This window comes from Pseudomonas sp. B12(2026) (assembly GCF_057767015.1).
Genome location: NZ_CM173430.1, coordinates 3,892,033 through 3,910,332 on the forward strand (window position 1 = coordinate 3,892,033; position 18,300 = coordinate 3,910,332).

The following is an 18,300-nucleotide window of genomic DNA, read 5'->3' on the forward strand; positions in this document are numbered from 1 at the left end:
CATCCTGCGGCCTGCTCATCGGCTAACCGCGCACGCGGGGAGCCGAACGCCCAACAAGAACAACCAGGAGAATTCCTCATGGCCAAAATCGGATTCATCGGCACCGGCATCATGGGCCTGCCCATGGCGCAGAACCTGCAGAAAGCCGGTCACCAGCTCTTCGTTTCCACCCACCACGACGCCGCCCCGGCGGCCCTGGTCGAAGGCGGCGCCATCGCCCTGGCCAACCCCAGGGAAGTCGCCCAGGAAGCCGAGTTCATCATCGTGATGGTCCCGGACACCCCGCAGGTCGACGACGTGCTGTTCCGCAAGGACGGCATCGCCGAAGGCGTGGGCCCGAACAAGGTGGTGATCGACATGAGTTCGATCTCCCCCACCGCCACCAAGACCTTCGCCGAGAAGATCAAGGCCACCGGCGCGCAATACCTGGACGCCCCGGTCTCCGGCGGTGAAGTCGGCGCCAAGGCGGCGACCCTGAGCATCATGGTCGGCGGCTACCCGAACACCTTCGAACGCGCCCTGCCGCTGTTCCAGGCCATGGGCAAGAACATCACCCGCGTCGGCGGCAATGGCGATGGCCAGACCGCCAAGGTGGCCAACCAGATCATCGTCGCCCTGAACATCCAGGCCGTCGCCGAAGCCCTGCTGTTCGCCGCGAAGAACGGTGCCGACCCGGCCAAGGTGCGCGAAGCGCTGATGGGCGGCTTCGCCTCCTCGCGCATCCTCGAAGTGCACGGCGAGCGCATGGTCAAGGGCACCTTCGACCCGGGCTTCCGCATCAGCCTGCACCAGAAGGACCTCAACCTGGCCCTGGCCGGCGCCCGCGAACTGGGCCTGAACCTGCCCAACACCGCCAACGCCCAGCAGGTGTTCAGCACCTGCGCGGCCATCGGCGGCAGCAACTGGGACCACTCCGGCCTGATCAAGGGCCTGGAGCACATGGCCAACTTCTCCATCCGCAAGGACTGAGAAGCCGCCTCGTAGGATGGCGTGGAGCGAAGCGATACCCATCGATCCCTGCACCCATTGGTGATGGGTATCGCAAGCTCCACCCATCCTACGAAGAGCACGACGTAGGGCGGATGACGCCAACGGCGTTATCCGCCAGACGGAGCAAGGTGACGGGCGAGGTTATGGGAGTGACTTAGCCCGTCATGCTGCAAAGCGCTTCGAACACCCGGCCGGAAGGAGTCACGGCCTCGCCGGCCGGGGCGTTCGATTCCATCACTGAGTCTTCTGGAGACAGAAGCCTGAGCCATGGAACACCACAACAAGAATCACGGGAGCCTGTCATGAGCCTGGACCCACGCGCCTTCCTGCGCGAGCTGTTCGACACCGCCATCGCCGCCGCGCATCCGGCCCAGGTGCTGGCCCGGCACCTGCCCACCGACCAGGGTGGCCGCACCATCGTCATCGGCGCCGGCAAGGCCGCCGGAGCGATGGCCGAAGTCGCCGAGAAGCACTGGAACGGCCAGGTCGAAGGCCTGGTGGTGGCGCCCTACGGCTATGGCGCCGACTGCCGCCGCATCGAAGTGGTGGAAGCCTCGCACCCGGTGCCGGACGACGCCGGCGAGCGCGTCGCGCGCCGCGTGCTGGAGCTGGTCAGCGGGCTGACCGAGAACGACCGGGTGATCTTCCTGCTTTCCGGCGGCGGCTCCGCCCTGCTCGCCCTGCCGGCCGCGGGCATCAGCCTCGACGACAAGCGCAGCCTGAACAAGGCGCTGCTGAAATCCGGCGCCGCCATCGGCGAAATGAACTGCGTGCGCAAGCACCTCTCCGCCATCAAGGGCGGCCGCCTGGCCCGCGCCTGCTGGCCGGCCAGCGTGTACACCTACGCGATTTCCGACGTGCCCGGCGACGAGGCCACGGTGATCGCCTCCGGCCCCACCGTGGGCGACCCGACCACCTCCGCCGACGCCCTGGCGATCCTCAAGCGCTACGCCATCGACGTCCCGGCGCACGTGCGCGCCTGGCTGGAAGACCCGCGCTCGGAGACCGTCAAACCCGGCGACGAATGCCTGTCGCGCAGCCACTTCACGCTGATCGCCACGCCGCAGCACGCCCTCGACGCGGTGGCCGCCAAGGCGCAGGCCGCGGGCATCCCGACGCTGATCCTCGGTGACCTGGAGGGCGAATCCCGCGAGGTGGCCAAGGTCCACGCCGGCATCGCCCGGCAGGTCCGCAAGCATGGCCAGCCGATCAAGGCGCCGTGCCTGATCCTCTCCGGTGGCGAGACCACCGTGACCGTACGCGGCAGCGGCCGTGGCGGACGCAACGCCGAGTTTCTCCTCAGCCTCACCGCCGACCTCAAGGGTGAACCGAACATCTGGGCCCTGGCGGGGGACACCGACGGCATCGACGGCATGGAAAGCAACGCCGGTGCCCTGATGAGCCCGTGCAGCTACAGCCGCGCGCTCAAGGCCGGCCTGAACCCGTTGCACGAGCTCGACGACAACAACGGCTACGGCTTCTTCGCCGAACTGGGCGACCTGGTCATCACCCGGCCGACCCGCACCAACGTCAACGACTTCCGCGCCATCCTGGTCCTCGAAAAATGACTCCCGATAAAAAAGTGAAAATCCTCGCGACCCTGGGCCCGGCGATCAAAAGCCGCGACGACATCCGCGCGCTGGTGGAAGCCGGCGCCAACCTGTTCCGCCTGAACTTCAGCCACGGCGAATACAGCGACCACGCCCAGCGTTTCGCCTGGGTGCGCGAAGTGGAAGCCGAGCTGAACTACCCCATCGGCATCCTCATGGACCTGCAGGGACCGAAGCTGCGCGTGGGGCGTTTCGCAGGCGGCGCGGTACAGTTGCAGAAGGGCCAGACCTTCACCCTCGACCTGAACGATGCGCCGGGCGACGACAAGCGCGTCACCCTGCCCCACCCGGAAATCATCCAGGCGCTGGAGCCGGGCATGAGCCTGCTGCTGGACGACGGCAAGATTCGCCTGCAGGTGCTCAACGCCCAATCCGACTCCATCGAGACCCGCGTGATGAACAGCGGCGAGCTGTCCGACCGCAAGGGCGTCAACGTGCCCGAGGCGGTGCTCAAGCTCAGCCCGCTGACCGCCAAGGACCGCCGTGACCTGGCGTTCGGCCTGGAGCTGGGCGTGGACTGGGTCGCGCTGTCCTTCGTGCAGCGCCCCGAAGACATCGAGGAAGCCCGCGCGCTGATCGGCGACAAGGCCTTCCTCATGGCCAAGATCGAGAAGCCTTCGGCGGTGCAGTCCATCGAAGCCATCGCGCGCCTGTCCGACGCGATCATGGTCGCCCGTGGCGACCTCGGCGTGGAGATGCCGGCGGAAAGCGTGCCGGGCATCCAGAAGCGCATCATCCAGGTCTGCCGCCAGCTCGGCCGCCCGGTGGTGGTGGCGACCCAGATGCTCGAATCCATGCGTTTCTCCCCGGCGCCGACCCGCGCCGAGGTGACCGACGTGGCCAACGCCGTCAGCGAAGGCGCCGACTGCGTGATGCTCAGCGCCGAGAGCGCCTCGGGCCAGTACCCGCGCGAAGCGGTGGAGATGATGGCGAAGATCATCCGCCAGGTCGAAGCCGAGCCGGATTACCAGGCCACGCTGGAGATCAACCGTCCGGAGCCGGACGCCACCGTCTCCGACGCCATCAGCTGCGCGATCCGCCGGATCAGCCGCATCCTGCCGGTGGCGGTGCTGGTGAACTACACCGAGTCCGGCGCCTCGACCCTGCGCGCCTCCCGCGAGCGGCCAAAGGCGCCGATCCTGAGCCTGACGCCGCAACTGAAATCGGCCCGCCGCCTGACGGTGGCCTGGGGCGTCCATTCGGTGGTCAACGCGCAGCTCGCCCATGTCGACGAAATCTGCTCCACCGCCCTGGACATCGCCCTGGCCCAGCGCATGGCGCGCCGTGGCGACACCGTGGTGATCACCGCCGGCGTGCCCTTCGGCCAGCCGGGCAGCACCAACATGCTGCGCATCGAGACGGTGGCGCCGGCGTTGCAGGCTTAAGAATGAAAGCCCCGCTCCCGTGCGCGGGAGAGGGCAACCGGGTTCAGGAGGCACGCCCGCGAGCGTGCCTCCGCACCGCGTCACACCCGGACGGACGGGGCCGGGAATACGGGGCCGCGTCCCCGTCCGTCCGGGTTTGACCTTGGTACCGAATGCATGAGTACCGAATGCTTGTCGGTCCATGGCCCCCACGCAGCAACTCCCATGCTGGCCATGGATTTTCGGGGCGGCTGGCGGCGATCCCGCCGGCCGCCTCCTTTCTTTTCCAAGCCCGTGGCGCGGCCCCGTATGCCGGCGTCACAGGATGCTCTACGCTGCGCCACCGCGACGCCCGGCGTCCGCCGGAGCGCAACCGAGTCCATGTTTTCCACTGACCAGTAGCAGCATGCCCCTCATTCAGTTCGCCCGTACCCGGCTGATCGGATTCGGCCAGATCTACCTGCAGGCCGACGCGCGCTTCGGCCTGATCCTGCTGCTGGCGATCGCCTGGTCGGCGCCGCGCCTGCTGCCCGGCGCCGTCCTCGGCGCGTTGCTCGGCCCGCTCACCGCGCGCTTCCTGCGCGTGCCGCAGGCGGACATCGACGCCGGCCTGCACGACTACAACCCGCTCCTCGTCGGCCTGCTGCTGCCCTTCCTGTTCCAGTGGTCGGCGGGGCTGGTGGTGCTCTGCATCGCCGCCATCCTCGGTGCCGTTGCGTTGCAGGCGGGCCTGCTGCGCCAGTCGCGCCGGCGCTTCGGCCTGCCGGCCTATACGCTGGCCTTCGTGCTGCCCGGCTGGGTCGCGGCGGCGCTGGGCACGGCCATCGGCCTGGCACCGGCGACGGGGCTGGGCTGCCTGTCCTGCGGCGTGGCCAATCCCCTTCTGGATTCGACCGCCCTGGGCTTCGGCGAAGTGATCTTCCTCGGCGAGCCCCTGGCCGGCCTGACCATCGCCCTCGGCCTGCTGCTGGCCGATCGCCGCGCGGCCTTCTGGGCCCTGGTCGGCGCCGCCGGCGCGCTGGCGATCGCACCGCTGTTCGGCCTGCCGGCCGCTTCGGCGCAGGCCGGCCTGCTCGGCCTGAACGGTGCGCTGGCGGGCATTGCCCTGTCGCTGCGCTTGCGCAACCCGCTGGCGCCGCTGTGCGGCATCGTCCTCGCCGTGCTGCTGCAACCCGGCTTCGCCCTGATCGGCCTGCCGGCCTTCACCGCGCCCTTCATCCTCGCCTGCTGGCTGGTGATCCTGGCTGGGCGCCTGCTGGAAGCGCTGCGGCGCAACCCGCGCGCGGAAGGCGGCGGGCCGCGTGTATAGTCGAGCGCTCCTCATCGCGACGGATTGCCACCATGCACTTCGTGAAATACCAGGCCCTGGGCAACGACTATCTGGTCTACGCCGACACCGCGCCGTTCGCCCTGACCGCCGAGCAGGTCGGTCGCGTCTGCGACCATCACCACGGCATCGGTTCCGACGGCATCCTCCTGGCGAATCACACCGACAGCGCCTTCGGCCTGCGCATCCTCAATCCCGACGGTTCCGAAGCGGAGAAGAGCGGCAACGGCCTGCGCATCTTCTCCCGTTACCTGTGGGACTGCGCCCTGGTGGCGGACAAACCGTTCGACATCGTCACCGCCGGCGGCACCGTCACCAGCCAGGTGTTCGATGAAGGGCGCAGCGTGGAGGTTTCCATGGGCCGCGCCGAATTCGCCTGCGCGAGGATTCCGGTGCTGATCAACGCGCCCGAGGCGCTGTCATACCCGCTGGAAATCGACGGCGTGGCGCTGAAGATCAACGCCGTGTCCATGGGCAACCCGCACTGCGTGGTGTTCGTCGAACAGACCAGCCGCGAGCTGGCCTGCCGCCTCGGCCCGCTGCTGGAGAACCACCCGCTGTTCCCCCGGCGCACCAACGTGCAGTTCGTCCAGTGGCTGTCCCGCGATGCCCTGCGCGTGGAAATCTGGGAGCGCGGCGCCGGATACACCCTGTCCTCCGGCACCAGCAGCTGCGCGGCGGCCTCGGTGGCGCGCAAGCTCGGCCTGTGCGACGAACGCATCGACCTGCAACTGGCCGGCGGCCGCCTGGAAATCCGCGTCGAGGACGACTTCCAGGTGACCATGCGCGGCGCCGTGCAACGGGTCGCCGACATCGACCTGGCCCCGGAAGCCTTCGCCGACCTCGGCTGATCCCCGCCCTTTTCACGATGCGGCCGGCATGGATCAATGCCGCTCCCCGCCCGCCCGTCCAGACTGCGGCCTGACCCCCATCGATACGGAACCTGACCGCCCGATCGACGGATAACCGCGCATTTCCCGGCATCAGACGGCATAATCCGCGCCCTCGCGCATCCGGTCTTCCGGTGCAATCCCATTCCTACGCAGCGAACGATGTCATGACGCTCCCAACTCCTACCCTCCTGCAGCGGCTCAAGCGCACCAGCCTGGTCCTGCGGATCTTCATCGGCATGCTCTGCGGCATCGCCCTCGCCGTGCTCTGGCCGCAAGGCGCAGGGGCGGTCGGCCTGCTCGGCAAGCTGTTCATCTCCGCCCTGAAGGCCGTGGCGCCGGTGCTCGTGCTGATGCTGGTGATGGCCTCCATCGCCAACCACAAGCAGGGCCAACGCACGCACATCCGGCCGATCCTGCTGCTGTACCTGATCGGCACCTTCTCGGCGGCGGTGATCGCGGTGATCGCCAGCTTCGCCTTCCCCTCGACCCTGGTGCTGCATGCGCCGACCAGCGAACTGACGCCGCCCGGCGGCATCGGCGAGGTGCTGCGTTCGCTGCTGTTCAGCGTCACCACCAACCCGGTGAAGGCGCTGCTGGAGGCGGACTTCATCGCCATCCTGGCCTGGGCCATCGGCTTAGGGATAGCCCTGCGCCACGCCCGCCAGAGCACCCGCGACCTGCTCGATGACATGGCCAATGGCGTGACCCTGATCGTCCGCGTGGTGATCGCCTTCGCCCCGCTGGGCATCTTCGGCCTGGTGGCCGGCACCATCGCCGAGTCCGGCTTCGACGCCCTGCTCGGTTACCTGCACCTGCTGGCGGTGCTGCTGGGCTGCATGCTGTTCGTCGCGCTGGTGGTGAACCCGCTGATCGTCTTCAGCAAGATCCGCCGCAACCCGTACCCGCTGGTGCTGACCTGCCTGCGCGAGAGCGGCATCACCGCCTTCTTCACCCGCAGCTCGGCGGCCAACATCCCGGTCAACCTGCAGCTGTGCGAACGTCTGGGCCTGCACGAAGACACCTATTCGGTGTCGATCCCGCTGGGCGCCACCATCAACATGGCCGGCGCGGCGATCACCATCAGCGTGCTGACCCTGGCAGCGGTGCACACCCTGGGCATCGCCGTGGACCTGCCCACCGCCATCCTGCTCAGCGTGGTCGCCTCGGTCTGCGCCTGCGGCGCGTCCGGCGTGGCCGGCGGTTCGCTGCTGCTGATCCCGCTGGCCTGCGGCCTGTTCGGCATCTCCAGCGAGGTGGCGATGCAGGTGGTGGCGGTCGGCTTCATCATCGGCATCCTCCAGGATTCGGCCGAGACCGCGCTGAACTCCTCCACCGACGTGCTGTTCACCGCCGCGGCCTGCCTGGCCGAAGGCGACGACGACACGTCCGCGGTCGGCGAACGCGCCTGACCCCGGCCGGGACGGCGGCGCGCCCGCCGTCCCGCGACCTCCCCCCTCTCTCGTCCGGCAGGCTGCCCACGCTGCGCATTGCGGCTGTCCGCGCGCGGATGAATAAGCAAATAACCTTTAAGTATTTAGGCGCCATATAACCCGCCGGCATAATCCGACCTCTGCAACACTGCCCAAAGGATCGGATCGTGAAACGACTGTTCAGCGCCTCGCTGCTCGCCGCCGGCCTCGCCCTGGCCTCCGCGGCCCAGGCCGCCCAACCCCTGCTCAACGTCTCCTACGACGTGATGCGCGACTTCTACAAGGAATACAACGCGGCCTTCCAGAAGCACTGGCAGGCGGAGAAAGGCGAGAACATCGTCATCCAGATGTCCCACGGCGGTTCCAGCAAGCAGGCCCGCGCGGTGATCGACGGCCTGCCGGCCGACGTCATCACCATGAACCAGGCCACCGACATCGACGCCCTGGCCGACAACGGCGCGCTGATCCCCAAGGACTGGGCCACCCGCCTGCCGAACAACAGCGCGCCCTTCACCTCGGCCACCGTGTTCATCGTCCGCAAGGGCAACCCCAAGGGCCTGAAGGACTGGCCGGACCTGCTCAAGGACGGCGTGCAGGTGGTGGTGCCGAACCCCAAGACCTCGGGCAACGGCCGCTACACCTACCTCTCCGCCTGGGGCTATGCGCAGAAGCACGGCGCGGATGACGCCAAGGCCCGGGAATTCGTCGGCCAGCTGTTCAGGCACGTCCCGGTGCTGGACACCGGCGGCCGCGCGGCGACCACCACCTTCATGCAGAACCAGATCGGCGACGTGCTGGTGACCTTCGAGAACGAGGCCGAGATGATCGCCCGCGAATTCGGCCGCGGCGGCTTCGAGGTGGTCTACCCGAGCGTCTCCGCCGAAGCCGAGCCGCCGGTGACCGTGGTGGACAAGGTGGTCGACAAGAAAGGCAGCCGCGCCCAGGCCGAGGCCTACCTGAAGTACCTGTGGTCCGACGAGGGCCAGACCATCGCCGCGAACAACTACCTGCGCCCGCGCAACCCGGAAATCCTCGCCAGGTTCTCCGACCGCTTCCCGAAGGTGGACTTCTTCCCGGTGGAGAAGACCTTCGGCGACTGGCGCAGCGTGCAGAAGACCCACTTCGCCGACGGCGGCGTGTTCGACCAAATCTATACCCCGAACTGATTCGGGGCATGACGTAGGAGCGGACTCCGTCCGCGATTGGTCGAACACCGGCCTTGCGGCCGGATCGCGGACGAAGTCCGCTCCTACAAAAGCGTGAAAGCCGGAGCTGCTGGGCAGCTCCGGCTTTTTTCATGGGCGTCCGCCGCCCTCCGCCATCGACCCGGCTGATGGCGCGCCATTCGCGAGCCGCCGGAACACCCCGCCGGCGTGTCCGGCCACTGCCGCCGGCGCCCGCCGGCCCTAGACTCAGTGCCGTGCCATCCCCCAACAATCACAAGAGCACAGCCCGATGAATGCACGCGCCAGTTTCACCCACATGGAAGACGGCAGCGCCGAGGACTGGGCGATCATCGCCAGGGACTTCGGCCAGTACGCCGCCCTGCTGCCCGAGCGCATCCTCGCCCACCTGCGCCTGCTCGACGGCGATTTCGGCGGTTTCCCGGTGGACCGCCTGACCCACTCGCTGCAGACCGCCACCCTGGCCCACCGCGACGGCCGCGACGAGGAATACGTGGTCTGCGCCCTGCTCCACGACATCGGCGACACCCTCGGCTCGTACAACCACGCCGACATCGCCGCCGCCATCCTCAAGCCCTTCGTCAGCGAGGAGAACCTGTGGATGATCGAGAAGCACGCGATCTTCCAGGGCTACTACTTCTTCCACCACCTGGGCCTGGACCGGCACCTGCGCGAGCAGTTCAAGGACCACCCGCAGTACGCCCGGACCATCGAGTTCTGCGCCCGCTACGACGCCGCCGCCTTCGACCCGGACGCGGAAACCCTGCCGCTGGAGTTCTTCGAGCCGATGCTGCGCCGGGTCTTCGCCCAGCCGCGCCGCTCGATCTACCGCAAGCCCGACGGCGCCATGGCATGAAACAGACGGCTGCGGCGGTCCGCGACGCGCTTTGCGAACCGCCGCTGGCCCAGCGGGCGGCGCATGGAATAAGATTCCGGAATCCGCAATCGCGCGGCTGGCGTCAATCAGGATTGCGCCGACACTAACCAGGGACTTTTCCTGCGCATGAAGCCTATCGTCACCGAGCGCCCCGTCGGCCAGCTCTCTCCCGCCCCCCTGCGCGAATACCATTCCCGCGTGCTGGCCTATATCGCGGTCGCCGCGACCATCACCGCCGGCACCTTCAGCAAGTACTTCGGCTACGACATCCTCTGGATGGTCCCCTACGCCCTGCTCTACCCGCATCTCGCCCAGCAGCTGAGCCGCCGCTTCAAGCACGACCAGCCGCAACGCACCCGCCTGGTCCTGCTGTTCATCGACGCCCTGCACGCCGGCGTCGCCACCGCGCTGATGGGCTTCTCGGAAGTGCCGAGCCTGATGCTGGTGCTGGTGCTGGCCTTCTCCGCGCTGATCATCGGCGGCCTGCGCTCCCTCGGCCTCGGCCTGCTGGTCATGCTCAGCGCGGCGGTGTTCAGCGCGGCGCTGCTTTCCCCGGTCTACAAGGAGGGCACGCCAGCCATCGTGGCGCTGGTCAACGTGCTGTTCTCCACGCTGTACATCTGCACCACCGCCTACTTCGTCCACCAGCAGGGCCTGCGCCTGGGCCTGGCCCGCGCGGAGATCACCCGCGAGCAGGAGAAGGCCGCGCGGCTGGCCAGCAACCTGGCCAAGTACCTGTCGCCGCAGGTGTGGGAATCGATCTTCAGCGGCAAGAAGAGCGTGCGCCTGGAAACCCAGCGCAAGAAGCTCACCGTATTCTTCTCCGACATCAAGGGCTTCACCGAGCTGTCCGAGGAGCTGGAAGCCGAAGCCCTCACCGACATGCTCAACAACTACCTCAACGAAATGTCGAAGATCGCCCTCAAGTACGGCGGCACCATCGACAAGTTCGTCGGCGACTGCGTGATGGTGTTCTTCGGCGACCCCGCCACCCAGGGTGCGCGAAAGGACGCCGCGGCGGCGGTGTCCATGGCCGTGGCCATGCGCAAGCACATGAAGGTCATGCGCCAGCAGTGGCGCGCCCAGGGTATCACCAAGCCGCTGGAGGTGCGCATGGGCCTGAACACCGGCTACTGCACCGTGGGCAACTTCGGCGCCGACACGCGCATGGACTACACCATCATCGGCCGCGAAGTGAACCTCGCCAGCCGCCTGGAAAACGCCGCCGAAGCCGGCGAGATCCTCATCAGCCACGAGACCTACTCGCTGGTGAAGGACGTGCTGATGTGCCGCGACAAGGGCCAGATCACGGTGAAGGGCTTCAGCAAGCCGGTGCAGATCTACCAGGTGGTCGACTTCCGCCGCGACCTGGGTTCCAACCCCAGCTTCATCGAGCACGAGGTGCCGGGCTTCTCCATGTACCTGGACACCAACAACGTGCAGAACTACGACAAGGAACGGGTCATCGAGGCGCTGCAGCAGGCCGCCGAGAAGCTCAAGGACAAGATCATTCTCTGATCCCCGCGTCTCCCCTCAGGCGCAGGCTGCACGGCCTGCGCCTGCTCTCTCCTGGTTATCCCTCCCCGATCGAGGACAGAGTCCGCTCCTGCGCGCGGTGCATCCCCTCTCCGCGATCCTGTCGCCGGCGCCTGAAAGATCGGCAAGGCTGCGCCTTGCATCGCGGACAAGGTCCGCTCCTACGCAACCAGCTGGCACGGTGCGCTCCCGTAGGAGCGGACCTTGTCCGCGATAGCCCCGGCACGAATCCCTCGGTCCTGCCAAGAGCCGCCGGCACAAACCACCCGCCCATAAAAAAGCCCGCTCTTTCGAGCGGGCTGGAAAGGCTCCGGTGCTTCACGTTCACCGGGCCGAATCTCTCATCGGGACACTCAGTGGGAAGGCTGGGCTTCCGCGGCGTTGTCCGGACCGGCGGCCAGTTCCTCGGCCAGGGTCTTCTCGTCCAGCTGCTTGCACCACTTGGCGACCACGATGGTGGCGACGCCGTTGCCGACCAGGTTGGTCAGGGCGCGGGCCTCGGACATGAAGCGGTCGATGCCCAGGATCAGCGCCAGGCCGGCGACCGGCAGGTGGCCGACGGCGGACAGGGTGGCGGCCAGCACGATGAAGCCCGAACCGGTGACGCCGGCGGCGCCCTTGGACGCGATCAGCAGCACCACCAGCAGGGTCAGCTGATGGGTGATGTCCATCGGCGTGTCGGTGGCCTGGGCGATGAACACGGCGGCCATGGTCAGGTAGATCGAGGTGCCGTCCAGGTTGAACGAGTAGCCGGTGGGGATCACCAGGCCGACCACGCTCTTGTCGGCGCCCAGCTTCTCCATCTTGGCGATCATGCGCGGCAGGGCCGACTCGGAGGACGAGGTACCCAGCACGATCAGCAGCTCTTCGCGGATGTAGGAGATGAAGCGCAGGATGTTGAAACCGTGGGCGCGGGCGATGCTGCCGAGCACCACCAGCACGAACAGCAGGCAGGTGAGGTAGAAGCACAGCATCAGCTGGCCGAGCTGCACCAGCGAGCCCAGGCCGTAGGCGCCGATGGTGAAGGCCATGGCGCCGAAGGCACCGATCGGGGCGACCTTCATGATCACGTTGATGATGTTGAACATCACCTGGGTGAAGCGCTCGATGAGCTGGAACAGCGGCTGGCCGTAGCTGCCCATGCGGTGCAGCGCATAGCCGAACAGCACCGAGAAGAACAGCACCTGCAGGATGTCGCCGTTGGCGAAGGCGCCGACCACGGTGTTCGGGATCACGTTCATGAAGAACTCGATGGTGCTCTGCTTCGCGCCGGAGGCGATGTAGCCGGTGAGCGCCGCGTTCTTGTTCATCTCCGCGGTCAGGGTGGCGACGTCGGCGTGCATGCCGGAGCCCGGCTGCACGACGTTGACCACGACCAGGCCGATGATCAGCGCGATGGTGGAGACGATCTCGAAGTACAGCAGCGCCATGCCGCCGGTCTTGCCCACGGCCTTCATGCTCTGCATGCCGGCGATGCCGGTGACCACGGTACAGAAGATGATCGGCGCGATGGCCATCTTGATCAGTTTGACGAAGCCATCGCCCAGCGGCTTCATCAGTTTGGCGGTGTCGGGGTAGAAGTGGCCGAGCGCGATACCGATGGCGATGGCGATCAGTACCTGCACGTACAGGCTCTTGTAGAAGGGTTGCTTGTTCATGGCAGCTCTGTCCTCACGGGGCGTGCGCTCCCGCCAGGGGACGCAACACCGAACGCGTTATCTCCCTGCAGTGGGAGAATTTGTTTTCAGGACCCACCCAGGGGCAGGCCTTGAGCGCTTATGGCAAGTGCTGTGCCAGACTCCGAATAAATATATTTTTCTTTTAAATTCATATAGTTATCAAAAAAAGCAGAGCACACCCAGGCCCCGATCTGGCGGAAACCCGCCTCTTGGCTGGCGGATTTCCCGCCCTCTGGCGGGTATCCGCCAACCGCCTTCGTGCCGTAGATTGTCAGCGCCGAAACGGTCGGACCCGCTCGGCGGCCGCACCGCACGCACGGACAGAAAAACAAGGAATCCCCATGCGAGAACGCACCATCGCCAGCCATTTCGTCCGTGCCGCCGTACAAGGCGCCCGGCGCCGGGGACTGGACACCGCGGCCCTGCTGCGCGACGCCGGCATCGCCCCGGCGGTGCTCGACGAACCCCGCGCGCGGATCGACCCCGGCCAGTTCACGCGCCTGATGCAGCGCCTGTGGGAAGCGCTGGACGACGAGTACATGGGCTTCGGCGCCATGCCCAGCAAGCGCGGCACCTTCGCCATGATGTGCAACGCCATCATCCACTGCCGCACGCTGGAAAAGGCGCTGAGCCGAGGCACGCTGTTCTACGGCCTGTTCCCCGAGGCCCCGGCGATCCACCTGGTGCGCGAGGGCGAGCGGGCGCGCCTGACCCTGGACGAGAGCCACCTGCGCGACCCCGACCATTTCCTCGCCGAGAGCCTGCTGCTGATCTGGCACCGCCTGGCCAGCTGGCTGATCGGCCAGCGCATCCGCCTGGACGAAGCCACCTTCAGCTACCCCGCGCCGGAGCACCAGGCCGAGTACGACCTGCTGTTCCCCTGCCCGCGCCGCTTCGCCGCCGGCAGCACCAGCCTGCTGCTGCCGGCGCGCTACCTGGACATGCCGCTGCTGCAGGACGAGCGCACGCTCAAGCACTTCCTCAAGGACTCCCCCGCCGACCTGCTCGCCCGCCCCGACGGCGGCGACAGCCTGAGCAGCCAGATCCGCCGCCTGCTCGGCCGCGACTGCCGCCACTGGCCGGACCTGGAGCAGGTCGCCGCGCAACTGCACATGAGCCCGCAGACCCTGCGCCGCCACCTGCGCGAGGAAGGCCCGAACTTCCAGGAATTGAAGGACCAGCTGCGCCGCGACCTGGCGATCTACTACCTGGGGCGCGACGAACTGACGATCCAGGACATCGCCGACCGGATCGGCTTCTCCGAACCCTCGGCCTTCCACCGGGCGTTCAAGAAGTGGACGGGGCTGACGCCGGGGGCGTACCGGGCGCAGCGGGGGGAATGACGCGGCGCGGCGCGAGCCCAGCCAACCCCGCGGCGAATGCCGGGCGGCGGCTCTTGTAGGAGCGGATCTTATCCGCGAAATCCCCGCACAAGAGCTTCGCGGATAAGATCCGCTCCTACGAAAGCAGCGCGGCGCGCCCGCAGGGCTACCCCGGCAACCGAATCCGGAAACACGCTCCGCCCAGCGCGGAATCCTCCAGCGCCAGCTCGCCGTCGTAGCTGTCGATGATGTCCCTGACCACCGCCGTGCCGATGCCCTGGCCGGGGTGCTGGGTGTCCAGGCGTTCGCCGCGCTTGAGGATGCGCTCGCGCTGGCCGGCCGGGACCCCGGGGCCGTCGTCCTCGACGAGGAGTTCGAAGACGCGCCCCTGCTGGCGGGCGCTGACCTTCACCGTCGTCAGGCACAGGCGGTAGGCGTTCTCCAGCAGGTTGCCGAGCATTTCCAGCAGCGCGCCCTGCTCCAGCGGCAGGGCGAATCCCGGCGGGATGTCGCGCTCCAGCACCACGCGCTTGTCGCGGTAGACCTTGTCCAGCGCGCCGCTCAAGGTATCGAGCAGGGGCGCGAGCGCCGCGCGGTGGCGCACCAGGCCGCTCTTGCGCAGGCTGGCGCGTTGCAGCTGGTAGCCGATCTGCTGGCTCATGCGTTCGATCTGGTTCTGCAGCACCTGCACCTGCTCGCGGTTCTGCGGCTGCCCGGCGAGGTTCTCGCTGACGCCCTGCAGCACCGCCAGCGGGGTCTTCAGGCTGTGGGCGAGATCGCCGAGGGAATTGCGGTAGCGCTCGCGCTGGGTGCGCTCGCTGTCGAGCAGGCGGTTCAGCGAGCCGGTCAGGCGCAGCAGTTCGTCCGGGTGCTGGTCGCTCAGGCGCTCGCGCTCGCCCGCCTCGACCTGGTCGAGCTCGGCGCGCAGTCCGCGCATCGAGCGGAAGCCCCAGCCCAGGCCGAGCCAGAGCATCCCCAGCAGCACCAGCAGCGCACCGCCCAGCCACAGGTAGAGCTGCTTGCGGAAGCCCTGCACCAGTTGCCGGAACTGGCTCTCCGACTGCATGGTGACGATGCTGTAGGCCGCCTGCTTGCCGCCGAGCAGGTCGATCTCCACGTCGTAGACGAGGAACTCCTGGCCGGAATGGTCCCAGATGTGGGTGTACACATGGTCGAGCACGCCATCGTACCTGGGGACGTACTCCACGCTTTCATCCTGGGTAGAGGTGGAGCGCCAGACCAGCTGGCCGGTGCGGTCGTAGATGTAGCCCAGCAGCTTGGACTCGGGGAGATTGAAGTCCTCCACCGGCAGGCGCTCCGGCATGCTCAGCCGGTCGCCCTGGATGCGCGCGGCCGACACCAGGGTCGCCACGTCCGCCGCCAGGCGCTGCTGGATGGCGTCTTCCAGGGCGATGGTGAAGGCCCGCTGCAACGCCGGCAGCAGGGCGGCCATGAACAGGATGGCCAGCAGCGCCGCGCCGATCATCAGACGCAGGCGCAGCGAGCGGATCATTTGCACAGCTCGTTGAAGATGTAGCCCTGGCCGCGCACCGTATCGATGGGCCTGAAGCCGGAGGTCCCTTCCAGCTTGCGGCGCAGGCGGCCGACCAGCACTTCGATCACGTTCGGGTCGTGCTCGTCGTCATCGGGGTAGAGCTGCTCGATCAGCCGCTCCTTGGCCACCACCTGCTGGTGATGGCGCATGAGGTATTCGAGGATGCGGTACTCGAAGGCGGTCAGTTGCAGCGATTCGCCCTCGACCAGCGCCTGCTTGCGGTTGAGGTCGAGCAACAGCGGGCCGGCCTCGATGCTCGACTGGGAGAAGCCGCTGGAGCGGCGCAGCAGGGCATTCAGGCGCGCCTCCAGTTCCTCGAACTGGAAGGGCTTGACCACGTAGTCGTCGGCGCCGGCGGCGAGGCCCTCGACCTTGTCCTGCCAGTTGCCGCGCGCGGTGAGGATGAGGATCGGGAAGGTCCGGCCCTGGTTGCGGAACTCGCGGATCAGGTCCAGGCCGCTCATGCCCGGCAGGCCGAGGTCGATCATCGCCAGGTCATGGTGGTATTCGCTGGCGCGGTACAGCGCCTCTTCGGCATCGGCAACGGCGTCGACCACGTGGCCCTGCTCGCCGAGCCGGGTGTACAGGTGATGGCGCAACAGCGCCTCGTCTTCCACCACCAGCAGTTTCATGCGCGTGCTCCCTGAATCGGGCAACCGGACCTGCGTGCCCGGTTGCAGTATCGGTCAGAACCCGGAGTTGTTCCCCCCAGGTTCTTCAGTGGGTTGATGGGAAGCAGTCTACGGGTGGGCCACTGAACGCAACCTGTCGGAAAGCTGAATCGCCGCTGAATGAACGTGCCGGGTTCGCGAGCAAGCTCGCTCGTACGGTCCTTCGCCCATACGCAGGAGCCGCTTTTTTGTAGGAGCGAGCTTGCTCGCGAACGAATCCCCCGGCAGCTCCGGGGCCGGGCGGATCGCGGACAAGGTCCGCTCCTACGAAGAGCGCCAGCGCTCTGGCTCTGACTCTTCAGACTTCCAGAGAAACCTCCGCGCGCACCGGAGCGCCCCTTCAGGAGGCCGAGCGGAATCGGAGTTTCAGGGGTCGAGCGACATGGATGTCGCGAGAGCGTTGTCGGGCCAGGGATGGCCCGTCAACGCGGGCCCCTGAAACTCCGATGGAGCGAGGGAATTTTTCGCCTAAGCGAAAAACCGGATGCAGGGGCACAGACCTTTGCCTACTTTGGGGCACTTGCCAAAGTAGGTCGCCCGAGGGGGCGAAACAAGAAGTCCCCGCACACGCCGAAGCGGCGCATGCACACCCAAGCAAAAAGCATCGCGGACAAGGTCCGCTCCTACGAAGAGCGCGCGCCCCGGGGCAGCGCGACGGGCTACCCGCCCTGCAACGCCTTGAGAATCCTCTGCCCCGCACGGCCATCCGCCGGTTCGATGCCGCGCTTGCGCTGTTCTTCCTGGATCGCCCGGCGCGTCACGTCGCCGATCATGCCGTCGGCCTGGCCGATGTCGTAGCCACGCTGGATCAGCAATTCCTGCAACTCCTTGCGCTGCACCCGGCTCAGCCCGGGGTCGTCGGTCGGCCAGGCGCTGCGCAGCCCCGGCTCGCCGCGCAGGCGGTCGGACAGCAGGGCGATGGCCAGCGCATAGCTCTCCGCCGCGTTGTAGGAGTAGATCGCGTCGTAGTTGCGCAGCACCAGGAAGGCCGGGCCCTGCGCGCCGGCCGGCAGCAGGATGGCGGCCTTGGAATCCAGCACCGGGATCGGCTTGCCGTCGATGCGCTTCACCCCGCGCGCGGTCCAGTCGGCGATCGCCCGGCGCTTGCTGCGCCCGGCCAGCGCCGGGTCGAAGCCGGCCGGCAGCTTCACCTCGTAGCCCCAGGGCTGGCCTTCGCGCCAGCCCGCCTTGCGCAGGTAGTTGGCGGTGGACGCCAGGGCGTCGGCGGTGCTGCCCACCAGGTCGCGGTGGCCGTCGCCGTCGAAGTCCTCGGCGATGCGCGCGTAGGTGGACGGCATGAACTGCGTCTGGCCGAAGGCGCCGGCCCAGGAGCCGGTGATGCCGCTGTCGCGGATGTCGCCGGCCTGCAGCAGCTTGAGGGTGGAGAGGAACTCGCCCTGGAAGAACGCCTGCCGGCGCCCGTAGCACGACAGGGTCGACAGCGAGACCAGCAGCGGCCGCTTGCCGACCGTACGGCCGAAGTCGCTCTCCACGCCCCACACCGCCACCACGGCGGCCGGGTCGACCTGGTAGCGCGCGGCGACCTTGCGCAGCAGCCCGGCGTGCTCGGCCATCGTCGCCTTGCCGTCGGCCACGCGCTGCTCGTCCACCAGCCCGGCCAGGTAATCCCAGATCGGCGTGGTGAACTCCGGCTGCGCGTCGAGCAGGGCGAGCACGCTCATGTCCGCCTGCAGGCCCTGGGTGAAGCGCGCGTAGCTGGCCGCGCTGACGCCGCTGGCCTGCGCCTTGTCCTGCAGGCGCTCCAGGCAGGCGCCGAAGTCGTCGCCCGGCGCCGCCTGCGCCAGCGCGGCCGGCAGCAGCAGGGAAAGGGCCAGGGATTTGCGCAACGCCATGGAAAACAT

At 67.7% G+C, this 18,300-nt stretch carries 13 protein-coding genes and 1 pseudogene; 10 read left to right on the forward strand and 4 right to left on the reverse strand.

Annotated elements, in window-relative coordinates; genetic code table 11:
• The first annotated feature begins 78 nt into the window (after positions 1-78).
• The 9 genes from AC3B6A_RS17970 to AC3B6A_RS18010 all read left to right on the forward strand — a co-directional run bounded on the left by AC3B6A_RS17970 (position 79) and on the right by AC3B6A_RS18010 (position 11,193).
• Complete coding sequence (locus AC3B6A_RS17970; RefSeq protein WP_488398553.1) at positions 79-969, forward strand: 2-hydroxy-3-oxopropionate reductase; 891 nt, start codon at positions 79-81, stop codon at positions 967-969.
• A 323-nt stretch (positions 970-1,292) separates the two neighbouring features.
• Positions 1,293-2,558, forward strand: coding sequence for a glycerate kinase type-2 family protein (locus AC3B6A_RS17975; protein WP_488398554.1), 1,266 nt, complete (start codon positions 1,293-1,295; stop codon positions 2,556-2,558).
• Positions 2,555-3,985: a pyruvate kinase gene (pyk, locus tag AC3B6A_RS17980; protein WP_488398555.1), complete on the forward strand. Its 1,431-nt coding sequence runs from the start codon at positions 2,555-2,557 to the stop codon at positions 3,983-3,985. Before AC3B6A_RS17975 ends, pyk begins: the two co-directional genes overlap by 4 nt.
• 385 nt (positions 3,986-4,370) lie before the next feature.
• Complete coding sequence (locus AC3B6A_RS17985; protein ID WP_488398556.1) at positions 4,371-5,273, forward strand: urea transporter; 903 nt, start codon at positions 4,371-4,373, stop codon at positions 5,271-5,273.
• A gap of 32 nt (positions 5,274-5,305) precedes the next feature.
• Entirely contained in the window at positions 5,306-6,142 is an 837-nt protein-coding gene (gene dapF, locus AC3B6A_RS17990; protein WP_488398557.1) for a diaminopimelate epimerase, read from the forward strand.
• Positions 6,143-6,348: 206 nt separating this feature from the next.
• Entirely contained in the window at positions 6,349-7,593 is a 1,245-nt protein-coding gene (gene sstT / locus AC3B6A_RS17995) for a serine/threonine transporter SstT (protein ID WP_488398558.1), read from the forward strand.
• Between the two features lie 188 nt (positions 7,594-7,781).
• Entirely contained in the window at positions 7,782-8,780 is a 999-nt protein-coding gene (locus AC3B6A_RS18000; RefSeq protein WP_488398559.1) for a sulfate ABC transporter substrate-binding protein, read from the forward strand.
• 289 nt (positions 8,781-9,069) lie between these two features.
• On the forward strand, positions 9,070-9,654 hold the full coding sequence (locus AC3B6A_RS18005; protein ID WP_488398560.1) for an HD domain-containing protein: 585 nt from the start codon (positions 9,070-9,072) through the stop codon (positions 9,652-9,654).
• 147 nt (positions 9,655-9,801) lie between these two features.
• Positions 9,802-11,193 (forward strand): adenylate/guanylate cyclase domain-containing protein, encoded by a 1,392-nt coding sequence (locus tag AC3B6A_RS18010; RefSeq protein WP_488398561.1) that lies wholly within the window; start codon positions 9,802-9,804, stop codon positions 11,191-11,193.
• 342 nt (positions 11,194-11,535) lie between these two features.
• Here the strand turns inward: AC3B6A_RS18010 and AC3B6A_RS18015 are convergent.
• A pseudogene (locus tag AC3B6A_RS18015) lies at positions 11,536-12,869 on the reverse strand (dicarboxylate/amino acid:cation symporter).
• 362 nt (positions 12,870-13,231) lie between these two features.
• Between AC3B6A_RS18015 and AC3B6A_RS18020 the strand changes: the two are divergent.
• The gene (locus tag AC3B6A_RS18020; protein ID WP_488398562.1) at positions 13,232-14,233 is read left to right on the forward strand and encodes an AraC family transcriptional regulator; all 1,002 of its coding nucleotides are present in this window, start codon (positions 13,232-13,234) and stop codon (positions 14,231-14,233) included.
• A gap of 145 nt (positions 14,234-14,378) precedes the next feature.
• On the opposite strand, the gene AC3B6A_RS18025 is transcribed toward AC3B6A_RS18020, so the two are convergent.
• From AC3B6A_RS18025 to AC3B6A_RS18035, 3 genes are all read right to left on the reverse strand, one after another.
• On the reverse strand, positions 14,379-15,725 hold the full coding sequence (locus tag AC3B6A_RS18025) for an ATP-binding protein (RefSeq protein ID WP_488398563.1): 1,347 nt from the start codon (positions 15,723-15,725) through the stop codon (positions 14,379-14,381).
• A complete protein-coding gene (locus tag AC3B6A_RS18030) occupies positions 15,722-16,399 on the reverse strand; it encodes a response regulator (protein WP_488398564.1) in 678 nt (225 codons plus the stop codon). Before AC3B6A_RS18030 ends, AC3B6A_RS18025 begins: the two co-directional genes overlap by 4 nt.
• A gap of 698 nt (positions 16,400-17,097) precedes the next feature.
• Complete coding sequence (locus tag AC3B6A_RS18035; RefSeq protein WP_488398565.1) at positions 17,098-18,291, reverse strand: lytic murein transglycosylase; 1,194 nt, start codon at positions 18,289-18,291, stop codon at positions 17,098-17,100.
• Positions 18,292-18,300: the final 9 nt, after the last annotated feature.

What these genes read in the sequence shown, in the direction of transcription:
- AC3B6A_RS18035 (WP_488398565.1), bottom strand. Translation starts at nt 18,291, where the DNA reads ATGGCGTTGCGCAAATCCCTGGCCCTTTCCCTGCTGCTGCCGGCCGCG.
- sstT (WP_488398558.1), top strand. Translation starts at nt 6,349, where the DNA reads ATGACGCTCCCAACTCCTACCCTCCTGCAGCGGCTCAAGCGCACCAGC.
- AC3B6A_RS18005 (WP_488398560.1), top strand. Translation starts at nt 9,070, where the DNA reads ATGAATGCACGCGCCAGTTTCACCCACATGGAAGACGGCAGCGCCGAG.
- AC3B6A_RS18010 (WP_488398561.1), top strand. Translation starts at nt 9,802, where the DNA reads ATGAAGCCTATCGTCACCGAGCGCCCCGTCGGCCAGCTCTCTCCCGCC.
- AC3B6A_RS17985 (WP_488398556.1), top strand. Translation starts at nt 4,371, where the DNA reads ATGCCCCTCATTCAGTTCGCCCGTACCCGGCTGATCGGATTCGGCCAG.
- AC3B6A_RS17970 (WP_488398553.1), top strand. Translation starts at nt 79, where the DNA reads ATGGCCAAAATCGGATTCATCGGCACCGGCATCATGGGCCTGCCCATG.
- dapF (WP_488398557.1), top strand. Translation starts at nt 5,306, where the DNA reads ATGCACTTCGTGAAATACCAGGCCCTGGGCAACGACTATCTGGTCTAC.
- pyk (WP_488398555.1), top strand. Translation starts at nt 2,555, where the DNA reads ATGACTCCCGATAAAAAAGTGAAAATCCTCGCGACCCTGGGCCCGGCG.
- AC3B6A_RS18020 (WP_488398562.1), top strand. Translation starts at nt 13,232, where the DNA reads ATGCGAGAACGCACCATCGCCAGCCATTTCGTCCGTGCCGCCGTACAA.
- AC3B6A_RS18025 (WP_488398563.1), bottom strand. Translation starts at nt 15,725, where the DNA reads ATGATCCGCTCGCTGCGCCTGCGTCTGATGATCGGCGCGGCGCTGCTG.
- AC3B6A_RS18030 (WP_488398564.1), bottom strand. Translation starts at nt 16,399, where the DNA reads ATGAAACTGCTGGTGGTGGAAGACGAGGCGCTGTTGCGCCATCACCTG.
- AC3B6A_RS17975 (WP_488398554.1), top strand. Translation starts at nt 1,293, where the DNA reads ATGAGCCTGGACCCACGCGCCTTCCTGCGCGAGCTGTTCGACACCGCC.